The sequence below is a fragment of the Kineosporia mesophila genome (assembly GCF_021129235.1).
GTDB classification, from domain to species: Bacteria; Actinomycetota; Actinomycetes; order Actinomycetales; family Kineosporiaceae; genus Kineosporia; species Kineosporia mesophila.
In genome coordinates, this window is sequence record NZ_JAJOMA010000020.1 from 18754 (window position 1) to 44400 (window position 25647).

Annotated in this window: 18 protein-coding genes; 13 read left to right on the top strand and 5 right to left on the bottom strand. The window is 70.1% G+C overall.

Features of this window, described 5'->3' with window-relative positions:
- Positions 1 to 4: 4 nt before the first annotated feature.
- From egtB to egtD, 3 genes are read left to right on the top strand one after another with little or no spacing between them, the layout of a single operon-like run.
- Entirely contained in the window at positions 5 to 1321 is a 1317-nt protein-coding gene (gene egtB / locus LR393_RS25015) for an ergothioneine biosynthesis protein EgtB (RefSeq protein ID WP_269327859.1), read from the top strand.
- Positions 1314 to 2048 carry an ergothioneine biosynthesis protein EgtC gene (gene egtC, locus LR393_RS25020; RefSeq protein WP_231487154.1) on the top strand — a complete coding sequence of 245 codons (735 nt, stop codon included), beginning with the start codon at positions 1314 to 1316 and terminating at the stop codon, positions 2046 to 2048. Before egtB ends, egtC begins: the two co-directional genes overlap by 8 nt.
- A gap of 16 nt (positions 2049 to 2064) precedes the next feature.
- Entirely contained in the window at positions 2065 to 3039 is a 975-nt protein-coding gene (gene egtD / locus LR393_RS25025; RefSeq protein ID WP_231487155.1) for an L-histidine N(alpha)-methyltransferase, read from the top strand.
- On the opposite strand, the gene LR393_RS35705 is transcribed toward egtD, so the two are convergent.
- The 3 genes from LR393_RS35705 to LR393_RS25045 all read right to left on the bottom strand — a co-directional run bounded on the left by LR393_RS35705 (position 3036) and on the right by LR393_RS25045 (position 10644).
- Positions 3036 to 4574 carry a GAF domain-containing protein gene (locus LR393_RS35705; RefSeq protein WP_331282980.1) on the bottom strand — a complete coding sequence of 513 codons (1539 nt, stop codon included), beginning with the start codon at positions 4572 to 4574 and terminating at the stop codon, positions 3036 to 3038. The genes egtD and LR393_RS35705 overlap by 4 nt on opposite strands.
- Before the next feature lie 146 nt (positions 4575 to 4720).
- A complete protein-coding gene (ppc, locus tag LR393_RS25040) occupies positions 4721 to 7585 on the bottom strand; it encodes a phosphoenolpyruvate carboxylase (RefSeq protein ID WP_231487156.1) in 2865 nt (954 codons plus the stop codon).
- Positions 7582 to 10644, bottom strand: coding sequence for a BTAD domain-containing putative transcriptional regulator (locus LR393_RS25045; protein ID WP_231487157.1), 3063 nt, complete (start codon positions 10642 to 10644; stop codon positions 7582 to 7584). The genes ppc and LR393_RS25045 overlap by 4 nt, the downstream gene beginning before the upstream one ends.
- A 523-nt stretch (positions 10645 to 11167) precedes the next feature.
- Between LR393_RS25045 and LR393_RS25050 the strand changes: the two genes are divergently transcribed.
- From LR393_RS25050 to LR393_RS25060, 3 genes are all read left to right on the top strand, one after another.
- On the top strand, positions 11168 to 12301 hold the full coding sequence (locus LR393_RS25050) for a RodZ family helix-turn-helix domain-containing protein (RefSeq protein WP_231487158.1): 1134 nt from the start codon (positions 11168 to 11170) through the stop codon (positions 12299 to 12301).
- A gap of 93 nt (positions 12302 to 12394) precedes the next feature.
- Positions 12395 to 15157 carry an alpha/beta fold hydrolase gene (locus tag LR393_RS25055; RefSeq protein ID WP_231487159.1) on the top strand — a complete coding sequence of 921 codons (2763 nt, stop codon included), beginning with the start codon at positions 12395 to 12397 and terminating at the stop codon, positions 15155 to 15157.
- Complete coding sequence (locus tag LR393_RS25060; RefSeq protein WP_231487160.1) at positions 15157 to 16062, top strand: ABC transporter permease; 906 nt, start codon at positions 15157 to 15159, stop codon at positions 16060 to 16062. The genes LR393_RS25055 and LR393_RS25060 overlap by 1 nt, the downstream gene beginning before the upstream one ends.
- 17 nt (positions 16063 to 16079) lie before the next feature.
- Here the strand turns inward: LR393_RS25060 and LR393_RS25065 are convergent, their stop codons facing one another.
- A complete protein-coding gene (locus tag LR393_RS25065; protein ID WP_231487161.1) occupies positions 16080 to 17789 on the bottom strand; it encodes a hypothetical protein in 1710 nt (569 codons plus the stop codon).
- Between the two features lie 3 nt (positions 17790 to 17792).
- The gene (locus tag LR393_RS25070) at positions 17793 to 18482 is read right to left on the bottom strand and encodes a hypothetical protein (RefSeq protein WP_231487162.1); all 690 of its coding nucleotides are present in this window, start codon (positions 18480 to 18482) and stop codon (positions 17793 to 17795) included.
- A 28-nt stretch (positions 18483 to 18510) separates the two neighbouring features.
- On the opposite strand from LR393_RS25070, the gene LR393_RS25075 reads away from it, so the two are divergent.
- The 7 genes from LR393_RS25075 to LR393_RS25105 all read left to right on the top strand — a co-directional run bounded on the left by LR393_RS25075 (position 18511) and on the right by LR393_RS25105 (position 25501).
- Positions 18511 to 18879 (top strand): hypothetical protein, encoded by a 369-nt coding sequence (locus LR393_RS25075; RefSeq protein WP_231487163.1) that lies wholly within the window; start codon positions 18511 to 18513, stop codon positions 18877 to 18879.
- Positions 18880 to 19064: 185 nt separating this feature from the next.
- On the top strand, positions 19065 to 19691 hold the full coding sequence (locus tag LR393_RS25080) for a hypothetical protein (protein WP_231487164.1): 627 nt from the start codon (positions 19065 to 19067) through the stop codon (positions 19689 to 19691).
- A 625-nt stretch (positions 19692 to 20316) separates the two neighbouring features.
- On the top strand, positions 20317 to 21426 hold the full coding sequence (gene pstS / locus LR393_RS25085; protein WP_231487165.1) for a phosphate ABC transporter substrate-binding protein PstS: 1110 nt from the start codon (positions 20317 to 20319) through the stop codon (positions 21424 to 21426).
- 185 nt (positions 21427 to 21611) lie between these two features.
- Complete coding sequence (gene pstC / locus LR393_RS25090; RefSeq protein ID WP_231487166.1) at positions 21612 to 22586, top strand: phosphate ABC transporter permease subunit PstC; 975 nt, start codon at positions 21612 to 21614, stop codon at positions 22584 to 22586.
- 5 nt (positions 22587 to 22591) lie between these two features.
- Positions 22592 to 23491, top strand: coding sequence for a phosphate ABC transporter permease PstA (gene pstA, locus LR393_RS25095; RefSeq protein WP_269327861.1), 900 nt, complete (start codon positions 22592 to 22594; stop codon positions 23489 to 23491).
- A 70-nt stretch (positions 23492 to 23561) separates the two neighbouring features.
- Positions 23562 to 24338 carry a phosphate ABC transporter ATP-binding protein PstB gene (gene pstB, locus LR393_RS25100; RefSeq protein WP_231487168.1) on the top strand — a complete coding sequence of 259 codons (777 nt, stop codon included), beginning with the start codon at positions 23562 to 23564 and terminating at the stop codon, positions 24336 to 24338.
- 590 nt (positions 24339 to 24928) lie between these two features.
- Entirely contained in the window at positions 24929 to 25501 is a 573-nt protein-coding gene (locus tag LR393_RS25105) for a hypothetical protein (protein ID WP_231487169.1), read from the top strand.
- The last annotated feature ends 146 nt before the right edge of the window (positions 25502 to 25647 follow it).

The window sequence follows — 25647 nt, forward strand, 5'->3', positions numbered from 1 at the left end:
GGAGATGGACGACGAGCGGCTGCGGGAGCGCCTGGCCGCCGACCTGATCCGTGCCCGCGACCGTACCAAGCAGCTGACGGACGTGGACGACACCGAGCTCACCCACCAGCACTCGCCGCTGATGTCGCCGCTGGTCTGGGACCTGGCGCACATCGGCAACCAGGAGGAGCTGTGGCTGCTGCGGGACGTGGCCGGCCGCGACCCGCTGCTGCCCGAGACCGTGGACCAGCTCTACGACGCATTCCAGTACCCCCGCAAGGACCGGCCCAAGCTGCCGCTGCTGGAGGCCGGCCCGTCCCGTCAGTACGTGGACGGCGTGCGCAACAAGGTGCTCGACGTGCTGGAGCGGATCCCGCTGAACGGGCGCCCGCTGCTGAACCGGGGGTTCGCCTTCGGCATGATCGTGCAGCACGAGCAGCAGCACGACGAGACCATGCTGGCCACCCACCAGTTGCGCACCGGAGAGGCGCTGCTGAGCGCCCCGCGGCCACCGCGGGCGTCCACCAAGAATCTCCCGCCCGAGGTCCTGGTGCCGGGTGGCCCCTTCACCATGGGCACCGACGTCGAGCCCTGGGCCCTGGACAACGAGCGTCCGGCCCACGCCGTCGACGTACCGGCGTTCTTCATCGACACCACCCCGGTGACCAACCGCGCCTACCGCGACTTCGTCGAGGCCGGCGGCTACGACGATGCGCGCTGGTGGCACCCGGCGGGCTGGGCGTACCGGCAGCAGACCGGGCTGAGCGCCCCGCAGTTCTGGAACCGCGAGGGAAGCACCTGGACCCGGCGGGTTTTCGGGAGTACTGAACCGCTTCACGACGACCAGCCGGTGGTGCACGTCAACTGGTACGAGGCCGACGCGTACGCCCGCTGGGCCGGTCGCCGGCTGCCGACCGAGGAGGAGTGGGAGAAGGCGGCCCGCTTCGACCCGGTGTCCGGGCGCTCGCGGCGTTTTCCGTGGGGTGACGAGGAACCGTCCGCCGAGCATGCCAATCTCGGCCAGCGGCACTTGGAACCGGCCGAGGTGGGTGCCTACCCGGCGGGGCGGTCCGCGCTCGGGGTGCACCAGCTGATGGGCGACGTCTGGGAGTGGACCTCCAGCACGTTCAACGGCTACGACGGATTCCGGGCCTGGCCGTACCGGGAGTACTCGGAGGTGTTCTTCGGGCACGACCACCGGGTGCTGCGGGGCGGTTCGTTCGGGTCCGACCCCTCGGCCGTGCGGGCCACGTTCCGTAACTGGGACTACCCGATCCGGCGGCAGATATTCAGCGGTTTCCGGTGTGCCCGCGACCTGACCCCGGCCGAGCGGGATGTGTAGACACCTCGCCTACGCCGGTCCTGCGGTCCGGATCGGTGAGCTCGTCACCGATCCGCCGCACGCCCTCGTCCGCCAGGCCTGGGCCCCGCGCCGGCAGACCCACGGCATCATGAACGTGGACGGTTTCGGGCTCGGCTGGTATGCCCCGGGCGATCCGGAACCGGCCCGGCACCGTGGCGACGGCCCGGTCTGGGGCGACGAGACCTTCGCCGACCTGGCCCGCACCGTGCGCACCACCGGGCTGCTCGCGGCCGTCCGCTCCGGCACCGAGGGCATGGTGTCGGGGCGGGGGGCGGCCGCGCCGTTCCGCGACGGTCCCTGGCTGTTCAGCCACAACGGCGCCCTGCCGGGCTGGCCCGCATCGGGCGCCGAGCTGGTGAAGGACATCGAACCGGCACGGCTCCTGCGGCTCGACGCACCCACCGACGCCGCCGCGCTCTGGGCCCTGACCCTCGACCGGCTGGACGCGGGCCACACCCCCGAGCAGGCCCTGCGACAGGTGGTGCGGCGCACGCTCGAGACCACCGGAGGGCGGGTGAACCTGCTGCTCACCGACGGCCGGCGGATTGCCGGCACCGCGCAGGGCGCCAGTCTCTCCTACCGCCGCACCCACGGCGGGGTGGTGGTGGCCTCCGAGGCGTACGACGACGAGGACGGCTGGCACGACGTGCCGGACGGGCAGCTGATCACGGTGGAGGACGGCGACATCGCGCTGAATCCGCTCTAGAGCAGAAATGGATCCCATGGACTACGGTTTCACCGATCATCTGCCCGAGGACTTCGCCGACGAGAGCCTGCGCGCCGACGTGCTCACCGGATTCGGGGCGACACCGAAATGGCTTCCCCCGAAATGGTTCTACGACAAGACCGGCAGTGAGCTGTTCGAGGACATCACCCGGCTGCCGGAGTACTACCCGACGCGCAGCGAGCGGGCGATCTTACAGGTGGACGCGGCGGGTATCGTCGGGCGGGCCGGTGCCCGGCATCTGGTGGAACTGGGGTCGGGGTCGTCCGGGAAGACCCGGCTGCTGCTCGATCGGCTGGATCAGGACCGGGCCGTCTACACGGCGCTCGACGTCAGCGGAAGTGCGCTGCGACAGGCCGCCCAGGCGCTGCGTCTTGCCTATCCCCGGCTCCGGATCGAGGCCGTGCGTGCGGATTTCGAGAAACACCTCACCGCGGTGCTGCAGAGTGGCCCGGACGAGGGGCATCGCCTCATCGCCTTCCTCGGTGGAACGATCGGCAACCTTCGCCCCGAACAGCGCCAGGCCTTCCTCTCGGCCGTGCGGGACGGCCTGGGGCCCACGGACTCGTTCCTGCTCGGCGCCGACCTGGTGAAGTCGCCCGCCGTGCTGGTGCCTGCCTACGACGATGCGGCCGGGGTGACCGCGGCGTTCAACCTGAACCTGTTACAGGTGCTGAATGACCGGCTGGGAGCCAATTTCGCTCCCGGATCGTTCGAACACCGGGCGCTCTGGAACGAGCCGGAGGCCTGGATCGAGATGCGACTACGGGCGAAGAACGACCTCACCGTGCGGTTCGCCGATCTCGACCTCACTGTCGAGTTCGGCGCGGGCGAGGAACTGCGCACCGAGATCTCCGCCAAGTTCACCCGTCCCCGTCTCGAGGAAGAGCTCTCACAGGCCGGTTTCGCGCCGGACGGCTGGTGGACCGATCCGGACGGCCGGTTCTCGCTCTCCCTCTGGAAGCCGCTCTAGGACGACTCCAGTTCCTGGGCCATCCGGGCCTGGATCTCCAGGATCTCCTGGATCCGGTTCTGCACCGAGTCCATCTGGCCGATGATCTCACTGGTGCTCTGGATGCCGGTGGCCACGGAGCGGGCGTTCGTCTGGATCGCGGCGATCTGGTCGGACACCTGTCCCGTGGCCCGGGCGGTCTCCTGGGCCAGCTGCTTCACCTCGTCCGCGACCACGGCGAAGCCCTTACCGGCGTCACCGGCCCGGGCCGCCTCGATCGTGGCGTTCAGGGCCAGCAGGTTGGTCTGGTCGGCGATGCTGGAGATGATCTTGATCACGTCACCGATCGCCGCCGAGGCCGCTCCCAGATTCTCCACCTCGCCGGTCATCTCCCCGGCCCGGTCGACGGCCTCACCGGCTACCCGGGTGGCGTCCTGGGTGGCTCCGCGTAGCTGTTGGACCGTGTCAAAAAGTGCACGGGCACCGGACTTTTCGGACTCACCCCGGCGCAGTGACTCGACCCGCTGGGAGACCAGCTGCTGCACGTTGCGCAGGGCACCCATCCGCGACTCGGACAGCTCGATCGTCTCGGTGGTGAAGAAGTCCATCGTGCCGATCACCCGGCCGCCGATGATGATCGGGAAACAGATGCCCGACTTCACCCCGGCCCGGCCGGCTGCGGGAGCCCGCACGCAGTCGGTCAGGTCGGCCAGGTTCTTCACGAAGATCAGGTCACGTGCCCGCCAGGCCCGGCCCGAGAGGCCCACGCCCTCGGCGAAGCTCGCAGCCAGGGTGACCTGGCGGAACTCGTCGCCGGCCGATCCTGACTCCAGCTCGAACCGCAGCACGTCCTCGCCTTCGGCAATGCTCCAGAAGGAGCCGTAGGCCCAGCCGAACGAGTCCCGGACAGCCTCCAGGGCCGCCCGCTTGCATCCGGACTCGTCGACGACCTGGTTCAGGGTGCTGACCACCTCGGTGACGGCCAGCCGGTCGTCGGCGACCTCCTGGAGCTGGGCCTGGGCGACGGCCCGGTACACGGCCATGTCGGCCAGTTTGGCGATCTCCACGATCTTCTCGCGGCGACCGGCGTTGGGGGCGATCGGGTGGGACGAGAAGTACTCCAGCACCCCGCGGACCTGGCCCTGGTTGCTGACGGGGTAGAACATGCCGGCGATCATGCCCATCTTGTCCGCGGCCTGGGCCCGGACCGAGCCGGGGGCGTCGGCCAGGTTGTCGATGAAGATCGGCTCGCCGGAACGGAACGCGCGGCCCACCAGGCTGGAGTCCATGGAATTACGTTTACCCGGGAAAGCCGCCGCCATGGAACCGGCGATTTTTCCCGACTCGTGGATCAGCCGGAGTTCACCGGCCTCCAGCAGCCAGGCAGCGCCGTAATCCACACCGCTGGCCCGGACGAAGGCGTCCACCGAGATGCGATAGGCACTCTCCTCGCTGGTCACCGAACCCAGCGCCTCGATGACCTCGGCGTACGTCTCCACGTCGCGAGGTGCGGCGAACTGTGCCGGTGTGCCGCCGGCGCGCTTTCTGCCAAACACCACGGATCTCCCATTCCCCAGTTGTGCAGTGGCGCGCAGCGCCACCCTTCCAGGAGATCGGTCCGTGGGAGGTGAGTCTTGAACCCGAAGGGCAGGACGCGCGTCCTCAAATTCTCTTCCCGAACTCGAGGACGCGCGTCGGGCGGTCAGCCGGTGTTGCGCAGCCCGGCGGCGATGCCGTTGATCGTGAGCAGCAGTGCCCGCTGCAGATCCGGGTCGGGCGTGAGGCCCGACGCCGAGGCCTGCCGCGAGCGGGCCAGCAGCGAGATCTGCAGCGCGTGCAGCGGAGCCAGGTAGGTGTCCCGCAGCTCCAGCGTGCGGCGCAGCACGGGCGACGCGGCCAGCAGCTGGTCGCGCCCGGTGACCCGCAGCACCTCCTGCACCGTGCGCTCGTGCTCGGCCTCGATGACGGCGAAGAGCTTGGCGGCCTCGTCGTCACCCACCAGCGTGCGTACGTAGCGACCGGCGATCTGCAGGTCGGTCTTGGCCAGCGTCATCTGCACGTTCGACAGGAACGTGCGGAAGAAGCGCCAGGAGCCGTACATCTGCTTGAGCGTGTCCTCACGGCCGTCCTCGCGGGCCGCCGCCAGGCCACTGCCGACCCCGAACCAGCCGGGCAGGTTCATCCGCGACTGGGTCCAGCCGAACACCCACGGAATGGCCCGCAGGTCGTCGAGACCACCCGGGCCACCGGGCCGGCGCGAGGGCCGGGAACCGATATTCAGGTTGCCCAGCTCGTCCACCGGGGTCGCGGTGACGAAGAACGGCACCAGCAGCGGGTCTCGCACCAGCGACCGGTAGGCCACCTGGGCCGATCCGGCGACCAGGTCCATGGTGCTGTTCCAGCCGTTCAGCACGTCGTCCGGCAGGCGCGAGGTGCGGTGCAGCACCGAGGCCTCCAGCACCGCGGCGAGCGCCAGCTCGATGTTCTCGCGGCCCAGCTGGGGCAGCGTGTACTTGTCCGAGATCACCTCGCCCTGCTCGGTGACCTTGATCGGGCCGTTCAGGCTGCCGTACGGCTGGGACAGGATCGCCTCGCCGGTCGGGCCGCCACCGCGCCCGACCGAGCCGCCGCGGCCGTGGAACAGCCGCAGCACCACGCCGTGCCGGGCGGCGACGTCGCGCAGTGCCCGCTGGGCGCGGTGGATCTGCCACTGGGAGGCCGCGATCCCGGCGTCCTTGGAGCTGTCGGAGTAGCCCAGCATGATCTCCTGGACCTCGCCGCGGGCCGTGACCACCCGGCGGTAGGCGGCGTCGGAGAGCAGGGCGTCCATCAGCGGGCCGGCGGCCTCGAGCTCGGTGACCGTCTCGAAGAGCGGCACGAAGCCGATCTTCGCCCAGGCCGGGGCCTGCTCGCTGCCGGTGTCGACCAGCCCGGCCTCGCGGGCCAGCACCACCACGGCCAGGATGTCGTCGATGTCCTGCGCCATCGAGACGATGTAGCTCTCGATCACGTCGGGGCCGAACTTCTGCAGGGCCCGGCGGATGGTGTGGAACAGATCGAGGACGCCCGCGGCGGGCTGGGGGAGGGTGTCCACGCCCGCGCCGATCAGGGGGCGACGGTGGGCGAGTTCCCCGGACAGCACCTGGATCCGGGTGGGCCGTTCCAGCTCGGCGTAGGGCTGATCGAGCTCCCCCAGGCGGTCGAACAGCGTGGCCAGGGCGGCGTGGTGGCGGCCGGCGTGCTCACGGATGTCGAGCGTGGCCATGCCCATCCCGACGGCCACGGCGGTGCGCAGCAGGCGCAGCACCGGGCCGTTCGCGATCAGGGCGCCGTCGTGGGCCAGCAGCGAGTCGCGGATCAGTTCCAGGTCGGCGATGACCTCGTCGAAACCCAGGTAGTCGCGGCCGGGCTCGTGCGGGGTGCCGTTGTCCAGGCGGTCGCGGGTCCGCGACAGGCGCACCCGGATGTAGCTGAGCTTGAGCCGGTAGGGCTCCTCGTAGTTCAGCCCGATGAAGGCCGCGTAGGCGCCGGGCAGGGCCAGGCGGTCGGCCTCCAGGCTGGTCTTCAGCTCGTCGCTGACGGAGACGACGCGGGTGGAGGAGGCCAGGTCGAGCACCAGTTCGTCGACCGCCGAGATCAGCTCGCGCAGGCCGAAGTCGTGCTGCAGGCCGAGCACGTCGAGCGTGACCTGGGGGGTGACGTTCGGGTTGCCGTCGCGGTCGCCGCCGGCCCAGGTGCCGAAGCGCAGCGGCCGGGCGCCGGCGGGCAGCTCGATGCCGATCCCGGCCAGCTGGAGGTCGAGCTCTTCCAGCAGGTCGGGCACCACCTGGGCGGTGAGCGTCTGCAGGTAGTAGATCGCCGTGCGGGCCTCGTCGGTCGGCTTGGGCCGCTCGGTGCGCAGTTCGTCGGTCTGCCAGAGCAGGTCGACCAGCTCGGCCAGCCGGCGGTGGGTGCGGGCCTCGTCGACGGCCCGGCCGCGCGGGTCTTCCTGCTCGAGGATCAGGTCGGCGATCTTGCGCAGCAGGTCGAGCACCGAGCGGCGGCTGGCCTCGGTGGGGTGCGCGGTGAACACCGGCCGCAGCTCGACCCGGGCCAGGATCTCCTTGACCAGTTCCGGGTCGATGTCGCCGGAGTCGATGGCCTCGCCGATCCGGCCGACCGTGGCCTGCAGCGGGCCCTCCGGGCGGGCCGTCAGCTCCTGCCAGCGGTGCAGTTGCTCGGTGATGTTGGCGAGCTGGAAGTAGGCGGTGAAGGCCCGGCCCAGCACGATCGCCGTCGGGTCGTCCAGATCGCTCAGCAGAGTGTGGAGCTCACCGTCGTCGGGCTGCCGGGCCAGCACGCGGACCTGCTCGACCAGGGCCAGCAGTTCCGGTCCCTCGTGCCGGGTCAGGGCCTCGCCGAGCAGGGTGGAGAGCTGCCGGACCGAGGCCCGCAGGGCGGTGTGCTGCTCGTCGGAGGCCACGCCACCGGCGAACTGACCGACATCGGGCTCCCGGTGATCGGCGTCCACCATCTGCTGGACGTCGGCCTCGCTGGGGCTCTGGGGCGGGGCGGAGTCGTCGCTCATGGGCTTGAGTCTGCCGCAAGCTCCTCGTCGTCCGGGAGGGTCATCCGCTGGTGAAGAATCCGAGGTGCCGGTGCTCCTGGTTCCGGGATCTGAACAACCGGTCCGACAGGTGGGACGAATCGGGGCTCATCGAATGGTTCGCCCCGCACCCAGGCGGTGCCCCAGGAGGCCGGTGCGCCGAGCCCGGTGAGCACCGCGAACGGCACCGCGGCCCCGGTCTCGGTGTCCACCAGGTCGTGCCGGCCCGGGCCCGTCCGCTCCAGTTCGGCCTCGGTGGCCGCCAGTACCTCGCGGGTCAGCCGGCCCACCACCGCCAGGCCCCGGGTCTGGCGCCAGGCCCGGCCGGTGGCCAGCAGCCGCACCGCCGCTCGCCGCTCGCCCTGGGCCAGTGCGACCGCCCCGAGCAGGCTGACGGTGTCGGGCAGGGTGAGCAGCTGCCCGGCCTCGTACATCAGCGGCAGCGCGGCCCGCAGCGCCGTGCCCGCCGCGTCCGGCCCGCCCAGCCGCAGCTGCACCAGCCCGGTGCCGGCCAGCACGTCGGCCCGTAGCGGCACCGACTGCCCGCCGCCGGCCGCGGCCGCCGCCTCGGTCAGCAGGTCGCTCGCGCGGACCGCGTCGTCCTGGTCGGCGGCCACCGCGGCCAGGTTCACCAGGGCCACGGCCAGGTTGCTCGAGGCCTGCTCGACCTGCGACCAGGCCCGGAACGACTCGAACAGCGACTCGGCCGCGTCCGGGTGCCCGGTCTCGTCGAGCAGTTCACCGTGCTCGTTGCCCAGCCGCACCACCAGGGCCCAGGCCCCGGCCCGGCGGGCGGCCAGCAGTGCCTCCTCGACCAGGGTCAGGGCGTGGGCGGGCAGACCGCAGTAGCGGGCGGCGACCGAGCGGGCGGCCAGGGTGCGGGCGGTCAGCTCACCGTCGTCGATGGCCCGGGCGGCCTGGTAGGCACCGTTCAGGGCGGGCTGCGCGCGTTCCAGGTCGGCGCCGACCAGCGCCAGGTTGCCCACCATCAGCAGCAGCCGGGCGCGCTCGTGCTCGGAGGTGGCGGCGTCCCGCGCGGCCTCCACCCAGTGGTCGGCCTGCCGCAGCCGACCGGTGTAGAACCAGTGGCCGAGCAGACTCAGCACCAGGCCCACCAGCAGGCTGCCGTCGCGGGCCGTGGCCGCGTGCTCCAGGGCGGCGGTCAGGTTGGCGGCCTCCGACTCCAGCGCCAGCAGCACGGGGGAGTCGGGGTTACGGCCGGGCTCGTCGGCGGCCTGGCGGGCCAGGCCGGCGAAGTAGCGCGCGTGCCGGTCGGAGACGGACCGGCGCTGCTCGGGCGGCCGGGCGGCCAGCATCTCGGTGGCGTACTCGCGGATCGTGGCGAGCATGCCGAAGCGCCCGGAGCCGTCGGCCAGCACCAGACTGTGATCGACGAGACGGTCCAGCTCGGCCAGGGCCCCGGCCTCGCACACCGCCTCCATGGCCTCGAGCGTCCAGCCGCCGCTGAACACCGACAGGTCGGCCAGCAGCCGCACGCTCCGGTCGGGCAGCCGGGCCATCGCCTCGTCCAGCAGAGCCCGCAGGCTGCGCTGGCGCTCGGGCAGGTCGGACGGGCCGTGCCGGAGCAGCTCCAGCCGTCCGGCCGGGCGCAGGCGCCGCCGCATCTCCTCCGGGGACAGCGTGCGGATCCGGGCCGCGGCCAGCTCGATCGCCAGCGGGTGCCCGTCGAGCAGCTCGCAGACCGCGCCCACCTCGTCCGCGTTCACGCTGGTCACCTCGAAACCGGGCAGCACGGCCGCGGCCCGGTCGCGGAACAGCCGCACGGCGTCGGGCGGGGCCAGCGGGGGCACGGGCAGCAGGTGCTCGCCGCGCAGGCGCAGCGCCGTGCGGCTCGTGGTCAGCACGCTCAGCGAGCCGGCCCGGTCGAGCAGCTCGGCCACCACCCCGGCGGCCGCGGGCGGGGCCTGCTCCATCTCGTCCAGCACGAGCAGCGTCGGCTCCTCGTCCAGCGCCGCCGCCACCAGCTCGGGCAGAGGCCTCTCCTGCCGGCCGGTGTGTCCCAGGGCCCGGCCGATCGCGGTCAGCAGTTCCTCGGGGCCGCGCACCCCGTCCAGGCCGGTCAGCACGGTGCGGCGTCCCGGGGCCGTGCGGTGGGCGATCTCCAGGGCCAGCCGGGTCTTGCCGATCCCGCCCGGCCCGATCACGGTGACCAGCCGGGTGCCCCCGGCCAGCAGGTCGTGGGCGGCCCGCAGCTCGGGGTCGCGGCCGATCAGGCCGGTGCGAGGACGCGGGGGGCTGCGCCGGCGGGCCGGGGTCAGGGAGGTCGCGTGGCGCAGCACCTCGGCCTGCAGGTCACGCAGCGCGGGGGAGGGATCAACCCCCAGCTCCTCGTCCAGCCGGTGCTGGGCCGCGGAGAAGGCGGCCAGCGCGTCGGCCTGCCGCCCGGACCGGTACAGCGCCGTCATCAGCTGGCCGGTGAACCGTTCGTCCAGGGGATGGCTGCGCACCAGTTCCTGCAGCTCGGGCACGATCGCGGCGTCCAGGCCGAGGGCCGCGTCGGCGTCCAGCCGGGCCGCCAGCGCCGACAGCCGCAGGCTCTCCAGCCGGACCCGGTGCACCTCACCGATGCTGCTGGTCAGGTCGGTCAGGGCGGGCCCGCGCCAGAGCCCGAGGGCCGCCCGCAGCTCGCGGGCGGCGGAGCGGGGGTCACCGGCGGCCAGCGCGGCCTGCCCGGTGGCCGCGGCCTGCTCGAAGCGGTGCAGGTCGATGGCCTCGGGCGGCACGTCGAGCAGATAGCCCTGCGAGGTGCTGCGCAGCACCGGGTCGGGGCCCAGCACCCGGCGCAGGCGGGACACGTAGACCTGCATGGTGTTGACGGCGCCCCTGGGCGACGCCTCGTCCCACAACTGGTCGATGAGGCGCTCGGTGGAGATCGGGGTGCGGGCTGACAGAGCGAGCAGAATGAATACGGCCCGTGATTGGCGGCCACCGAGAGTGACTGATGTTCCGTCGTCGGTGACGTCCAGCGGGCCGAGGAGCCGAATCGCAAGACGAGAGGGAACGTCCTGACGGAGTGTCATCGGACGTAAACGTACCGATGTCACGGGAGGGTTCAGGGGAGATTCACGATCGTGTCAGCCCACACGTGCAGTATCGGCGTTCGGGACGGTGATCCTCCGGTGGGGAACCCGGTGGCCCCGGAGCGGCCGGGGACCGTCCCGTCGGCCCGCTCCGGATCCGGTCGGCACGTCGCGCAAAGGGTGCCTCGCGACCAGGTAAAGACTCTGTGCACAGGGGTGTCCGAGGGCCTTCGAGTGACGTAATTCTCGTGCTGAACGCAGACTGCATCAGGCACCGAATCCCGGGTTCCGCAGGTGGGATTGGCGATCACGGGTCCGGCCTGATCACGGTCGGTCCCGGGCCGCATCCGGGGGGTCGCGAAGCCCTCGGCGAGGGGTGTCTCGTGATCGCTGATCTTTGTCGTAAATCACTGTAACGCTGAGACTTTGCTGAAAACTCGCGAATAATGGGCGTTCCGGTTCGCGCGGCGGGTATCGAATGGGAGAAACTGTTCGCTGGCCGACTGCGTAAGACCGGAGATCAATGACCGACAGACAGTATCCGCCGCGAAGCGCCGGTGACCACGGATCGACGACCGTTCATCACGGGCGGGATCCCGGGCCGGTCGGCGAGACCGAAGAACCGAAGAAGCCGAAGCTCCCCGTCAACGTCATCCAGGTCAGCGCCAGTGCGGGTGCTGCGGTGACCTCCGCCATCGCTGCCTCGTACTTCGGGGTCGGTGGCACCATCGCGGGTGCCGCGTTCGGGTCCGTCGTGTCGACGGTGGCCGGTGCTTTCTACAGCGACACCCTGGGTAAGGCCCACAAGGTCGTCGCGACCACGACTGCCGTTGTCGTGCAGCGGTTCCCGGGTGACATGCCGCAGGCCGAGAGCATTCACCGGATGAACGGCCCGGCGGGGGTGCCGGCCGCCGACTCGCTGAACCGGGTGGGTTCCGAAGACACTCGTCACGTCGATGTCGAGCACATGCAGGTGCCGATCAACGACGAGACCCAGGTGATGAACCCGGTCGGCGACGCCGCCACCCGGATGATGCCGCCGGTCACCGGTGCGGACGGGCACTCGTCCTACCAGCAGCAGACCCGGGTGCAGGGCGCTTATCAACAGCAGCCGGCCGAGCACCGGTCCCAGACCTACCGGTCGTCGGGTGCCGGGCGCGCGAGTGCCCGCCGGGCCGAGCCGCAGGAGCAAACCTGGTGGAAGAAACCGGGTTTCCTGCTGACCGGGATCTCTCTGGCCGGCTTCCTGATCGCCTTCATCTTCATTCTGGGCACCGAAGGTGTTCTGGGGCACCCAATCTCGGGTGGTGAAAGCGGTAACACGCTGACCAAGCTGACGAGCAGCAACACCAGCAGCAACTCGGACGACGATGACAAGTCCACGCCGACCGAGTCCGCCACCCCCAGCGCGACCGCCACCCCGACCGAGTCCGTCTCGCCGACCGCGACGGCCGGCGCGACGGTGGCCCCGACCGAGACCGCTGCGCCGACCGAGACCGTTGCGCCGACCGCCACCGACGCCGCCCCCGACACGGGCAGCGGCGACGTGCAGCCGACCGACCAGACGCAGAGCGCCGACGGTAGTGCCGACGGCAGCGCCGACACCGGCGACACCGGTGCCGACAGCCAGGTGCAGCAGGAGCAGAGCGCACCCTGACCTGCGGTACCCACACGGGTCGTCGGCCTCGCGGCCGGCGGCCCGTGCCGTAGTTTGGCCCTGCATCCATACCCGTAGGAGCAGGAGTCCCGGTTGGCCGCCCGATTACGCTCCCGCCGGATCCTGCTGCCGCTGCTCCTGGTGGTGGTGCTCGCCGCCTGGTTCGCCGGGGCCCGCGCCGGGTCCTCCGCGGCGACCTTCACGCAGCAGAACCTCAAGGTCAGCGGCACCCCCGAGGCCGACGGAGACCCGGTCGACCTGGATGCCACGCTCTACCTGCCCGAGCACACCCCGGCCCCCGCGGTGCTGCTGGCCCACGGTTTCGGCGGGAGCAAGGCCAGTGTCGCGGGTGATGCCCAGGACCTCGCCGAACGCGGCTACGTGGTGCTCACCTACAGCGCCCGGGGCATGGGTTCCTCCGGCGGGCTGATCCACCTCGACAGCCCGGACTACGAGGTGAAGGACGGGCAGCGGATGCTCGACCAGCTCGCCGCGCGTCCGCAGGTGCAGACCGACTCCAGCGGTGACCCGGTGGTCGGCGTGGTCGGTGCCTCCTACGGCGGTGCGCTGGCCCTGATGCTCGCGGGCACCGACGACCGGGTCGACGCGATCGTCCCGATGATCACCTGGAACGACCTGCGTCAGGCCCTGTTCCCGCAGTCCACGAAAACCGGCGGGACCGGCGTCTTCAAGAAGCAGTGGACGGCCTCGCTGCTCGGCTCCACGCTGATCGGTTCCGGGGGTTCCCTGGGCACCACGCCGTCGGCCGACCAGCTGAAGAACCTCGCCGAGGGCGACACCCAGCAGGCGCTGTGCGGGCGCCTGGCCAAGGACCTCTGCCAGGGCTACGTGCAGACCGCGACCACCGGTGAGTCCACGGACGATCTGCTCGACCTGCTCGGGAAGTCCAGTCCGGCGCGGGTCGCCTCGAAGATCACCATTCCGTCGCTGCTGGTCCAGGGGCAGCAGGACTCCCTGTTCCCGCTCTCCGAGGCTGACGCGAATGCCCAGGCCATTGCCGCGGCAGGTGGTGACGTGAAGCTGTACTGGGACACCGGCGGGCACGACGCGGGCTTCGACACCGAACCGCTGCGCCCCGTGGTGGCCGATTTCCTCGACTCCGCGCTCTCGGGGGGTTCGCTCGCCGGCACCCCCGGTTTTCAGGTCGAGGTGGCCTCCGGGGCGCTCGCCTCCGACACCACTGCACCCACCTCCCAATTGAGGACGTCGATGCTGGCACCGGGGGTGCCGTCCCGGGACGCGTCGGGTCGGGTGCGGGAGAGCAGTGCCCCGCTCACCCGGATGAAACTGAGTGGAGCCGGCCAGTTCGTCCTGGCCCCGCCGGGCGCGACGCCCGCGGCCATCACCTCGCTGCCGGGAGCGGGGGCGTTGCTGAGCGCGCTCGGGTCGGCCGGTTCCTCCCTGAACCTGAACGCCCTGCCCGGTGAGTCGGCGACCTTCCAGACCGAACCGCTGGCCCAGGCCCTCACCGTCACCGGCTCGCCCCGGGTGACGGTCGGCATCGCCTCGTCCGCGAAGGAGGCCACGCTGTTCGCCTCGGTCGTCGACGTGGACGAGGACGGCGGCACCACCCTTCCCTCGCAGCTCGTCGCGCCGATCCGGGTGACCGGGCTCGGTGCCGGCTCGACCCAGGACGTGACGATCGATCTGCCCGCAGTGGTGCGGGACATCCCGGCCGGGCACCGGCTGCGGGTGGTGCTGAGTACCACCGACCAGGCCTACGCGATGCCCCAGGAGGCTCGCCTCTACCAGGTGTCCCTGGCCGGCGACGGGATGCTGACGATCCCGCAGGCCCGGTTCACGGTGACCGATGCCGGTTCGGCGGTGCCCTGGGGCGGCGTGATCGGGGTGGCCGGTGGAGTGGCCCTGCTCATGCTGCTGTTCCTCGTCCTCCATCGACGCAAACTCGGCGGGAGACCCGACGAGACGCTGACCGGCACACCCATCGCGATCGAAGGTCTGGGCAAGGCCTACGGCGACGGTTTCCGCGCGGTCCGCGACCTGAGTTTCCGGGTCGAACGGGGCCAGGTGCTGGGGCTTCTCGGCCCGAACGGCGCCGGGAAGACGACCACGCTGCGCATGCTGATGGGTCTGATCCTGCCCTCGGAGGGACGCATCCGGATCTTCGGCCACGAGGTACGGCCCGGGGCCCCGGTGCTGTCGCGGCTGGGTTCGTTCATCGAGGGCCCGGGCTTCCTGCCGCACCTGTCGGGCCGCGACAACCTTTCCCTGTACTGGCGTTCCACGGGGCGCACGGCCGATCCGTACCTCGAGGTGGCGCTGGAGATCGCCGGTCTGGGCGACGACGTGGACCGCAAGGTGCGCACCTACAGCCAGGGCATGCGACAGCGGCTGGCCATCGCCCAGGCCATGCTCGGCCTGCCCGACCTGCTGGTGCTCGACGAGCCCACGAACGGGCTCGACCCGCCGCAGATCCGCGAGATGCGGGAGGTGCTCGGGCGTTACGCGGCCACCGGGCGCACCGTGGTGGTGTCCAGCCATCTGCTCGCCGAGGTCGAGCAGTCGTGCAGTCACGTGGTCGTCATGGCCGCCGGGCGGCTGGTGGCTCACGGACGAGTGGACGAGCTGGTCGGCGACGGCGCGTCGGTCGCGGTCGAGGTGGAGCCGGTGTCGAAGGGTGCCGAGGTCGCGAAGACGGTTGCGGGAGTGGACGAGGTCCGGGTCGTCGACGGAGTTCTCGTCGTGCGAGCCGACCTTCAGGCCCGGGCCGACCTGGTGCGGGAACTGGTACAAGCCGGGGTCGCGGTCTCCAGGGTCGCGCCGTCGCGCGGTCTGGAAGAGACGTTCCTGGCTCTGGTGGGGGAGGAGGCCTGATGCCCGCGACCGGTCATTCGGAAGGGCTGGAGCACCTGCCCCCGCCCTCGGAAACGGTTTCCCCCGACGGCTCCGCACCCGGGTACAGCGCCCGGCGCACCCTCGGCCTGCGCGTCGAGGCCCGGCGTCAGCTCACCCGGCGGCGCACCCAGATCTCGCTCGGATTCCTCGTGGTGCTGCCGTTCATCCTGGTCGCCGCCTTCAGTTTCGGTGAGCCCGGCAACGGCAACCCGCAGACGGCCCTCGTCGACCTGGCCACCAGCGGCGCTGCGAACTTCACGGTCTTCACGCTGTTCGTCAGCTCGGGCTTCCTGCTCGTCGTGATCGTGGCCCTGTTCGCCGGTGACACCGTGGCCAGCGAGGCGAGCTGGTCGAGCCTGCGTTACCTGCTGGCCGTACCCGTACCCCGCTCCCGGCTGCTGCGCCGGAAACTCACGGTGGCGCTGGGGTACTGCCTCCTCGCCCTGGTGCTGCTGCCCGCCGTGACCTACCTCGTCGGGGGTGTCTTCTATGGTTGGGCGCCTCTGAAGACTCCGCTCGGCGGAACCATCGAGGGCTCGGAACTGGCTGTGCGGCTGGCGATCGCGGTCGGCTACATCGCGGTGTCGCTGCTGTTCGTGGCCGCGCTCGCATTCCTCGTCGGGGTCTACACCGACGCTCCGCTGGGTGCTGTCGGTGGCGCCGTGATGCTGGTGATCCTGTCCAACATCCTTGACTCCATCACGGCTCTCGGTGACTGGCGGCGCTTCCTGCCCACCCACTACTCCCTCGCCTGGACCGACGTCCTCAGTTCCGAACTGATCTGGAATTCCATGGTGCGGGGCGCACTTTGGTCGATCGGGTACAGTGCCGTGCTGCTCGCCTGGTCCTGGTGGCACTTCGACCGCAAGGACATCACCAGCTGAAACATCTGCCGAACGGGTTAAAGCGGCTTGTCAAGCCGCCGATGTAGTGGCGCGACGTCATGTCGCTCAAGCCACGCAGAATCCGGACGAACGCCCGGATACCACCCAGGAGGCACAGTGCCCTCGAACAACACCACCGCGGCGACGAAGCCGGCCGGCGACCGGGTTGCCCGGCCGGTGCCGAAGCGCACCTCCACCCCGAAGCGAGCTGTGGCCGCGGCAAAGTCGGCCGCCGCCCCGCGCAGCACCGCCCGCGCGGCGGCGAAGAAGACCACCACGCGCCCGGCGACCAAGCCGGCCGCCGCGAAGAAGGCCGCCCGCCAGACGACCACGACGCGTGCGACGACCGCGGCGCGTGCGACGACCGCGTCCGGTGCGACGTCCACCCGCAAGGCCGTCGGCCCCAGGACCACGACCCGCAAGACAACCGCCACCACAGCACGCACGGCTCCTGCTGGCGCCACCGCCACGGCTGCGAAGAAGGCGACGACGACCCGCCCGGCCGCGAAGGGCGCGGCGAGCAAGAGCGTGGCGAGCAAGAGCGTGGCGACGAAGGGCACGGCAACCAGGGGCGCGGCAACCAGGGGCGCGGCAACCAGGGGCGCGGCAACCAGGGGCGTGGCGACGAAGAGCGTGGCAACCAAGGGCGTGGCGACGAAGAGCGCGGCGGCCAGGGGCACGGGGACTAAGCGCGCCGCGACGAAGACCACAGTGGCCAAGAGCGCTGCGCGTAAGGCGCCGGCGACGAAGGTCGCTGCGAAGAAGGCGACTGCCACCACGAGTTCGGCCGTCAAGGCTTCTGCAGGCAGGGCGGCTACGGCGAAGAAGGCAGCAACGGCCACGAAGCCGGCCACGCGTAAGACGGCAAGCACCCGTCCGGCGCTCAAGAAGGCGGCGGTCAAGAAGGCTGTCTCCAAGACAGCGGCGAAGAAGACCGTCGCGTCGCGTTCGGCGGCGAAGACGACAGCCGCGAAGCCCACCCCGCGGAAGTCTGCGAGCACCCGTCCGGCCGCCACGACCCCCGCGGGTAAGACGGCGAGTGCTTCTCCGGCGACGAAGACCGTGACGCGGAAGTCGGCGAGTGCTCGTCCGGCGACGAAGACTGCGACGCGGAAGTCTGCGAGTGCCCGTCCAGCCACCACGGCTGCTGCGCGTAAGACGGTGAGTGCCCGTCCGGTCGCCACGAGTGCTGCGCGGAAGTCGGTAAGTGCCCGTCCGGCCACCAAAACTGCGGCGAGGAAGACGGTCACGGCGAAGAAGGCGTCGAGTAAGAGTCCGGTTGCCAAGACAGCGGCGCGGAGCACCACGGGTTCAGCGGCGAAGACTGCGCCGAGAAAGACGACTGCTGCGCGGGCCGCGACGAAGACTGCCGTGAGGAAGACTGCCGCGACTCGTCCGGCGAAGAAGACAGCCGTGAGGAAGACCGCTACGACTCGTCCGGCGACGAAGACAGCGGCGACGAAGACAGCGACCCGGAGGACCGCGGCCGGGAAGACAGCCGCCCCACGGGCCGCGGCGAAGACGCCTGCCCCGCGTGCGGCGGCAAAAGGCGCTGCGAGCGGTTCGACGGTGAAGGCGGCGGCCGATAAGACGGTCGCGTCGCGTTCGGTCACGAGGATGACGGGGAAGAAGGCTCTCGCGACACGTCCGGCCGCCAAGACCGCGGTGAGGACGACGTCCGCCACCCGTCCGGCCACGAAAGCGACGGTGAGGAAGGCGGCCACCACGCGTCAGGTCCCGAAGACCGTGGCCGGGAAGACCGGATCGCCTCGGCCGGTCATCAGGACCGCCGCGAAGAAGCCGAGTGCCACCCGTCCGGCCGCGCGGAAATCAGTCACGACGCGTCCGGCCGCGAAGGGAGCGGTGAGAACCGCTACCCGCACGACGACAGCGTCCTCCGGTGGGACGTCGGTGACCCGCGGTGGCGGGACCACTGCGCAGACGAAGGCTTCGGCCAGGCGTACCGCCACTCGGCCCACCACCGTGCGGAAGGCCTCGTCCGCCCCGGACTCCCGAACCACTACGGCAGAGAAGCGGACCACGGCGACGAAGAAGTCGGCCACCGTTCGTAGCACGACGGCCAAGGACGCAAGCGCCAGCCGTCCGTCGGTGAAGTCGTCCACCGCTACACCGGCCTCGGCCGGGACGGTTGCACGGCGGTCGACCACGGCCGGGACGGTCGCCCAGCGGTCCACTTCGGCCGGGACGGTCGCGAAGCGCTCATCCCGGTCGGGGACCGTCGCGAAGAGGTCAGCCTCCGTCGGGACGGTCGCCCAGCGCTCGGCCTCGGCCGGGACAGTGGTGAAGCGGTCGGGTACGGCCGCTGGACCAGGGGCGAAGGTGTCCTCGGCCGGGTCGGTGGCGACGAGGGTCGAAACGGCGGCGGCGAAGGCGACCACGGCTGCGGTCAAGGCAGCCACGGCCGGAAATGCGGCGGCAAAGGATGCCGTGACCGCAAAGGCGGGCACGAGCCCGTCGACCGGCACCGGAGCAGCTCCGGAGCAGGCCGGGGCCACACCCGATGTCGCCACGATGCCGACGCCCACGGCCATCCCGGTGCAGCGGACCGTTCCTGAGCAGGCCACGGTGACCGACTCCGCGGAGCACGCCTCGGACGGCCGGTCCTCGAAGTCCCGGCCGGACCCGATCACCTCGCCGGACACCACTGCCGAGACCGGTACCGCATCCTCGGGCGACACCGCCGCTCCGCCGCGTACCTCGTCCTCAAAGCCGGCCACCTCGTCCTTCAAGGAGACCGCAGCGGGAGACGTACGGGACGCCCGGGAATCAGTACCGCAGAGAGTTCCGACCGCCTGATCGGTGGTGGAGAGGCCGGTGCCCGCATCCCGCGGGGACCGGCCTTTTCGCTGTTCAGAGGGCTGGGGCGCTGGGCCGGGAGGGTTGTTCCGCGACGGTGCGCATTCGGCCGGTCCCCATGGTGTGAACTTCGTTGCGTCGGTCGTGGGCTGCACGAGAGCGCGAGCGGTGGAAACATGAGCCGAATGACCTCAGGTGGCTACCGTCCCCGGCGCCCGGCCTTCTTCGGCCCGGCGGTGATGGACACGTTCCAGGGTGGTCCTGACCCGGCCCAGCGGATCGAGGCAGCTCACCGCACGGCCGCGGCTCTGGTCGAGCACGCCCGTAGCGGTAAGGACCCGGACGTGACGGCCCGCATCGTCGCGCTGGCCGACATCTACGGTCTCGACGAGATCGCCGAGCTGTGGGCTGCCCGCCCGGCCGAGAGCCTTCCCGGTGCGCTCTGGCGGATCTACGCGCTCCAGGCCGGCATCCGCCGCGACCCGGTGGGCCTGGCCCGGGCCTTCGACGCGGGACGTCACCGGGCGCCGGTGCACGAGGCGGTGGCCGGTGTGGCCGATCCGCCGGGGCCGGCCGAGGTGCAGGACATGTCCGACGCGATCCTCGGCGGTGCCTTCACCGGTGACCTGGCCGACGCGCTGGAGCGGGCCGCCGCCTTCTGCCACGTGGTGGCCACCGGCTGGGCCGTGCAGGCCGACCTGCACCAGCACCCGGACGACCACAGCCTGACCCGCTCGGCCGGCGACCTGGCCCGCACCGGCACCGAATTGGAGCTGGCGGCGAAGATGTGGCGCAACGGAGAACTGAGCTGACCAAGCGGGGCGAAACCGGCCCGCCGGGGGAACACCGGGCGCCCCGTCATGAGTTAATAGATCTCGTGACGCCCTTCGGGGTCTCACCGGGCGTCGGACTGCGGTAGCCCCGGGTCCCATTTGAAGCCGCCTAGAGCGGCCGTTGCACCGTGAGGTGCTCCCGGTCCGGCGTCCCGAGACGTTGACGTGATCGGCGCCGGTCCCCCCAGGGGACCGGCGCCGATCGTCGTTCGCGGTGTGACCCGCAGGTTGGAGGATCTTCAAGATCATTACGATCCGGTCACGCGTGACATCTGCCCGTGACCCCTACTCTCCGCAGCCGAAATAATCGGCAGGCGGGGTTCAAACGGGCATCAGCCGGTCGAGAGCCACCGAATGAGTGACGCAGCGTGCTCAGAATCTGCCCCTTCCGAGTGTCGTTCACTTGGAAGTCGCCGTGTGGTCCAGACCTCTTTGCCTGATGTCGAGGGTTCGTTTGGTGCCCGTTAACCATCGACCGCCGATCGCTTCACCTCGGCTCCCTACCGTCTGTGGCGGGCAACCAACCGTGCCCCGGCGCCGCGCCGATCGCAGCGCCTGCAGAACTGGCTGGGCTTCGTTCCCGGCTCCATGAAAGGGAATCCCTTTGAAGCTCTCCAAGCACGTCGCGCTGACCAGTGTGGCGCTGGCAGGCGCCCTCGCGCTGACCGCCTGTGGCTCGGATGACAACAGCACCGGCAGCAGCGGCTCCGACGAGACCGGCACCTCGGTCAGTGGCACGCTGAACGGTGAGGGCTCCTCGGCCCAGAAGAACGCCATCGAAGAGGTCATCTCGACCTTCGGTGACAACAACCCGGACGCCACGGTCAACTACAACCCGACCGGCTCGGGCGACGGTGTCAAGAACTTCATCGCCAAGCAGGTCGACTTCGCCGGCTCCGACTCGGCCCTGAAGACCGAGGCCGTGGACGGCGTGGTCGAGGCCGACGCCGCCGCCGAGCGCTGTGGCGGCAACCCGGCGTGGAACCTTCCGCTGGTGGCCGGCCCCATCGCCATCGCCTACAACCTCCCCGGCGTCGAGGGCCTGACCCTCACCCCCGAGGTTGCCTCCGAGATCTTCCTCGGTGAGATCAAGACCTGGAACGACCCGAAGATCGCCGCGATCAACGAGGGCGTCACGCTCCCCTCGACCAAGATCTCCGTGTTCTTCCGCTCGGACGAGTCCGGCACCACCGAGAACTTCCAGAAGTACCTGTCCGGTTCCGCCCCGAAGGCCTGGACCGCCGAGCCGTCGAAGGTGTGGCCGGGCAAGGTCGGCGAGGGTCGCGCCAAGTCCGACGGTGTGGCCCAGGGCGTGAAGAGCGTCGAGGGTGGCATCACCTACGCCGAGTGGAGCTACGCGACCTCCAACGACCTGGGTGTCGCCAAGATCGACAACGGTGCGGGCGCCGTCGAGCTGACCGGTGAGAGCGCCGGTGCGGCCCTGACCGCCGCCGAGGTCGCCGGTGAGGGCAACGACCTCAAGCTGAAGCTCGACTACGCCACCCAGACCGCGGGTACCTACCCGATCGTCCTGGTGACGTACGAGATCGTCTGCTCGAAGGGTCTGGACGCCGACAAGACGACGCTGCTGAAGTCCTTCCTCAAGCACTTCGCCAGCGCCGACACCCAGTCGGGTCTCCAGGAGGCCGGTTACGCGCCGCTTCCCGCCGAGATCCAGACCAAGGTGAACACCGCGATCGACGCGATCTCCTGACCCTCTAGGGTCTGCAGCACCAGTAATGACCGACGCCCCGTGGCCCCCGGTCCCGTCCCGTCAGGGACGGCATCGGGGACGCGGGGCTGCAGTTCGTTCACCCGGGTGGGCATCCGGAGCCGATGGGTTCGGCCCGGTCTCCGTCCGCTCAGTCCCGAAAGCCCTCTAGCCCCGAGGATCCACGGATGTCCACCATCACCGGCCATTCCGAGCTCGACGCCGAGCCATCCGGCGACTCAGCTTCCACCGGTAGGCGCGGCGACCGCATCTTCAGCGGGCTGGCCACCGGCTCCGGCATCTTCATCATCGTCCTGGTTGTCGCCGTCGCGGTGTTCCTGCTCAGCCAGGCCATCCCGGCGCTGCTCGACAACAAGGCCAACTTCCTCCTCGACCGGGTCTGGGAGGTGAACGACAGCGAACTGCGGTTCGGCATCCCCGACCTGCTGTACGTCACCGTCGTCTCGTCCCTGGTCGCGATGATCATCGCGGTGCCGATCGCGATCCTGGTGGCGCTGTTCCTCACCCAGTACGCGCCGGCCCGGCTGGCCGCGCCCTTCGGATACCTGGTCGACCTGCTGGCCGCCGTGCCCTCGATCGTCTACGGCCTCTGGGGTTTCTTCGTCTTCCGGGAGTACGTGGAGCCGGTACAGAACTGGCTGGCCGATTACTTCGGCTGGACGAAACTGCTCGAGGAGCCGGTCTCCCTCGGCACGGTGTTCCTGGCCTCGATCGTGCTGGCCATCATGATCCTGCCGATCGTGACCGCCATCTCCCGCGAGGTCTTCGCCCAGACGCCCTCGACCCACAAGGAAGCCGCGCTGGCCCTGGGCGCCACCCGCTGGGAGATGATCCGCACCGCCGTCATCCCGTTCGGGACGCCGGGTGTCATCTCCGCGGCGATGCTCGGCCTGGGCCGCGCGCTCGGTGAGACCATTGCCGTCACGATCATCGTCAGCACCAACCCCGGGGCGTTCCGCTTCTCCCTGTTCTCCGGCGGCGAGACCTTCGCCTCGAAGATCGCGAACAACGCGGGTGAGCTGGGCTCCTCGACCAAGGCCGGGGCCTACATCGCCGCCGGACTGGTGCTGTTCATCCTCACCTTCCTGGTCAACGCAGCGGCCCGGATCATCATCGAGCGCAGGAAGGCCTTCTCCGAGTGAGCGCGCTGACGCAAGACACCCTGTCCCCCGCTCCGGCTTCCCCGATCGACAAGCCGAGCGCCGGCCGCGCGATCAAGGACAAGCTGGCCACGGTCGCGGTCTGGACCGCCTTCGGCATCGCGATCATCCCGCTGGTCTGGATCCTCTACACGGTCGTCGACCGGGGCGCGAACCTGCTGTTCGATCCCCACTGGTGGACGAACTCCCAGCGCGGCATCGTTGCCCGGGTCGCGGGTGGTGGCGCCTACCACGCCATCATCGGCACCCTGCTGCAGGCGGCCGTCACCGCGATCATCGCGGTGCCGATCGCTGTGTTCACCGCGATCTACCTGGTCGAGTACGGCCGGGGGAAGCTGGCCCGCACGGTCAGCTTCATGGTCGACATCCTCACCGGTATCCCCTCGATCGTGGCCGCGCTGTTCATCTACGCGGTCTGGGTGACCACCTTCGGCCTGGAGCGGGTCGGCTTCGCCGTCTGCCTGGCCCTGGTGCTGCTGATGATCCCGGTCGTGGTGCGCTCCACCGAGGAGATGCTCAAGCTCGTCCCGAACGAGCTGCGCGAGGCCTCCTACGCGCTCGGCGTGCCGAAGTGGAAGACGATCTTCAAGATCGTGCTGCCGACCTCGTTCAGCGGCATCGTCACCGGTGTGCTGCTGGGTCTGGCCCGCATCATGGGTGAGACCGCGCCGCTGCTGATCCTCGGCCCGTACTCGAAGTCGATCAACACCGACCTCTTCGGCGGGTTCATGGCCGCGCTGCCGACGATGATCAACCAGGACCGCGTCGAGTCGTACGACCCCGCCCTGAACCGGGTCTGGGCCGCCGCGCTCACGCTGATCGTGCTGGTCATGGTGCTCAACATCGCCGGTCGCGTCATCGCCCGCCGCAGCAAGGTCAGCCGCTAGGGCCATCGCCCGTATCCACCATCCGTACCCGGGCTCTCCCCGAAGCCCGGACAGCAAGGGAGTGCATCTGATGGCCCAGCGCATCGATGTCAAAGACCTGAACGTCTACTACAGCTCGTTCAAGGCCGTCGAGGGCGTCTCGATGGCCGTCGACCCCCGCACGGTCACGGCCTTCATCGGCCCCTCCGGCTGCGGCAAGTCCACGTTCCTGCGCACGCTCAACCGTATGCACGAGGTGATCCCCGGCGGCCGGGTCGAGGGCAGCGTCCAGCTCAACGGCCGCGACCTGTACGCCAAGGAGGTCGACCCGGTGGCCGTGCGCCGCACGGTCGGCATGGTGTTCCAGCGCCCGAACCCGTTCCCGACCATGTCGATCTTCGACAACGTCGCCGCGGGTCTGCGCCTGAACGGTGAGAAGCGCAAGAAGGTGCTGGCGGAGCGGGTCGAGAAGTCACTGCGCGGCGCCAACTTGTGGAACGAGGTCAAGGACCGTCTGGCCAAGCCCGGAGCCGGTCTCTCGGGCGGTCAGCAGCAGCGCCTGTGCATCGCCCGCGCGATCGCCGTCCAGCCGCAGGTGCTGCTCATGGACGAGCCCTGCTCGGCGCTCGACCCGATCTCGACCATGGCCGTCGAGGACCTGATCAACGAGCTGAAGACCGAGTACACGATCGTGATCGTCACCCACAACATGCAGCAGGCCGCCCGCGTCAGCGACCGCACGGCCTTCTTCAACCTGGCCGCCACCGGCAAGCCCGGCCGCCTGGTCGAGATCAACGACACCGACAAGATCTTCAGCAACCCCACCGAGAAGGCCACCGAGGACTACATCTCGGGCCGCTTCGGGTGATCGTCTGACCTTTCTGTCGCTGTAACGAAAGGACGGCGCCGGGCCGTGAGGCCGGCGCCGTCCTCTGTTTTGTCGATGTACCGGGAAGGTGGGGGAGTGCTATAGGCTGGGCGCTGCATCCCGAAGCGCATTCATTGTGACAAGTGTCGGGTTCGCATCGCCGGGCCTCGGGAAATGCCCCGGCCGACCTGTTGTGCGCCGATCAACAATCGTGAACAAGTCGTAACACCCCGTTGTTCGCCGGCTTGTCACTCGTCGTGTTTGACCGACCGCAATAAGCCATTGAAATACATTCAAACGAAGCCTAAATGTCCGCTTTATTAGCGAAAACTACTGAACGTAAAGAGTTCCTGACGAAGAGTTGCACCAATTAGGGCCCTTGCGAACGGGCTTGGGCGGCCCTTACCTTGCTACAACAAATAGTGCAATCGCGGTACGCTGCATCCCTTTCGGTGGTAATTATCCTCTGCAGCTAGAACCCTGCTCTAGTCGTGTGCTTTCGCCGCGGTGGGGCGGATTCGTTTGCTCCAGGTAACTGTTACAGCCGTTCCGGAAGGATGGATCAGCGAAGATGGTGAGGGAAGACCCCGGTGGCCAGTGATTTGATCGGCCGGCGCCAGATGATGCAGCAGCGTCTCGACCGGGTCAGAGATCTCGAACTCGCCATCCGCGAGCAGGTTGAACTCATCGCCTCGCGGGCGGGGATGACGGTCGAGCAGTTCGACTTCGACGGCTCGTTCCGTGCGTCCCTCGCCTCCCTGGCCGGCCTCGCGGCCCGCCGTACCACTTTCGACATCGTCCTCACTCTTCCCGGTGCTCCGCTCGGGGTGCGCATCCAGCAGCTGCACGGCGAGGTCAAGGTCGAGGTCGTCGAGCTGGACGTGCCCTACACCGGTACGCAACTGCCCGCCCAGCTCCCGGAACCGGCGGCCCCGCCGGTCTCGCAGCCCGTCCCGCAGCCGATGGTGTCCCAGCCGCTGGCCGAGGGCCGTCAGGTGATCCGCGGTTCGCTCGTGCCGCAGGCGATGGGCCCGGTCACCGAGCCCATCGACCTGGTCCCCAGCAAGATCACCGATGCGATGCCGGGCGCGAGCTCGGAAGACCTGGTGGTCTCCGACCTGGCCGCACTGCTCTGGGAGGGGATGGGCGAGCCCACCCCCTGACCAGTGACCGACCCGTGACGGACCGACCGGCCGTCGCTGAAGCCGACTCCCTGCCGCACCCCCTGACGCACCTTCTGACGCACCCCCTGACGCACTGCCCGCCGCACTGCTCCCAGCCGAAACACCCCGTCCCCCGCCCGGACTGA

Bases quoted from the DNA above. Each gene is read 5' to 3' on its own strand.
- ppc (WP_231487156.1), bottom strand. From the start codon at position 7,585: ATGAGCGACGACTCCGCCCCGCCCCAGAGCCCCAGCGAGGCCGACGTC.
- LR393_RS25045 (WP_231487157.1), bottom strand. From the start codon at position 10,644: ATGACACTCCGTCAGGACGTTCCCTCTCGTCTTGCGATTCGGCTCCTC.
- LR393_RS25050 (WP_231487158.1), top strand. From the start codon at position 11,168: ATGACCGACAGACAGTATCCGCCGCGAAGCGCCGGTGACCACGGATCG.
- egtC (WP_231487154.1), top strand. From the start codon at position 1,314: ATGTGTAGACACCTCGCCTACGCCGGTCCTGCGGTCCGGATCGGTGAG.
- LR393_RS25080 (WP_231487164.1), top strand. From the start codon at position 19,065: ATGACCTCAGGTGGCTACCGTCCCCGGCGCCCGGCCTTCTTCGGCCCG.
- egtB (WP_269327859.1), top strand. From the start codon at position 5: ATGGACGACGAGCGGCTGCGGGAGCGCCTGGCCGCCGACCTGATCCGT.
- LR393_RS25060 (WP_231487160.1), top strand. From the start codon at position 15,157: ATGCCCGCGACCGGTCATTCGGAAGGGCTGGAGCACCTGCCCCCGCCC.
- egtD (WP_231487155.1), top strand. From the start codon at position 2,065: ATGGACTACGGTTTCACCGATCATCTGCCCGAGGACTTCGCCGACGAG.
- pstB (WP_231487168.1), top strand. From the start codon at position 23,562: ATGGCCCAGCGCATCGATGTCAAAGACCTGAACGTCTACTACAGCTCG.
- pstC (WP_231487166.1), top strand. From the start codon at position 21,612: ATGTCCACCATCACCGGCCATTCCGAGCTCGACGCCGAGCCATCCGGC.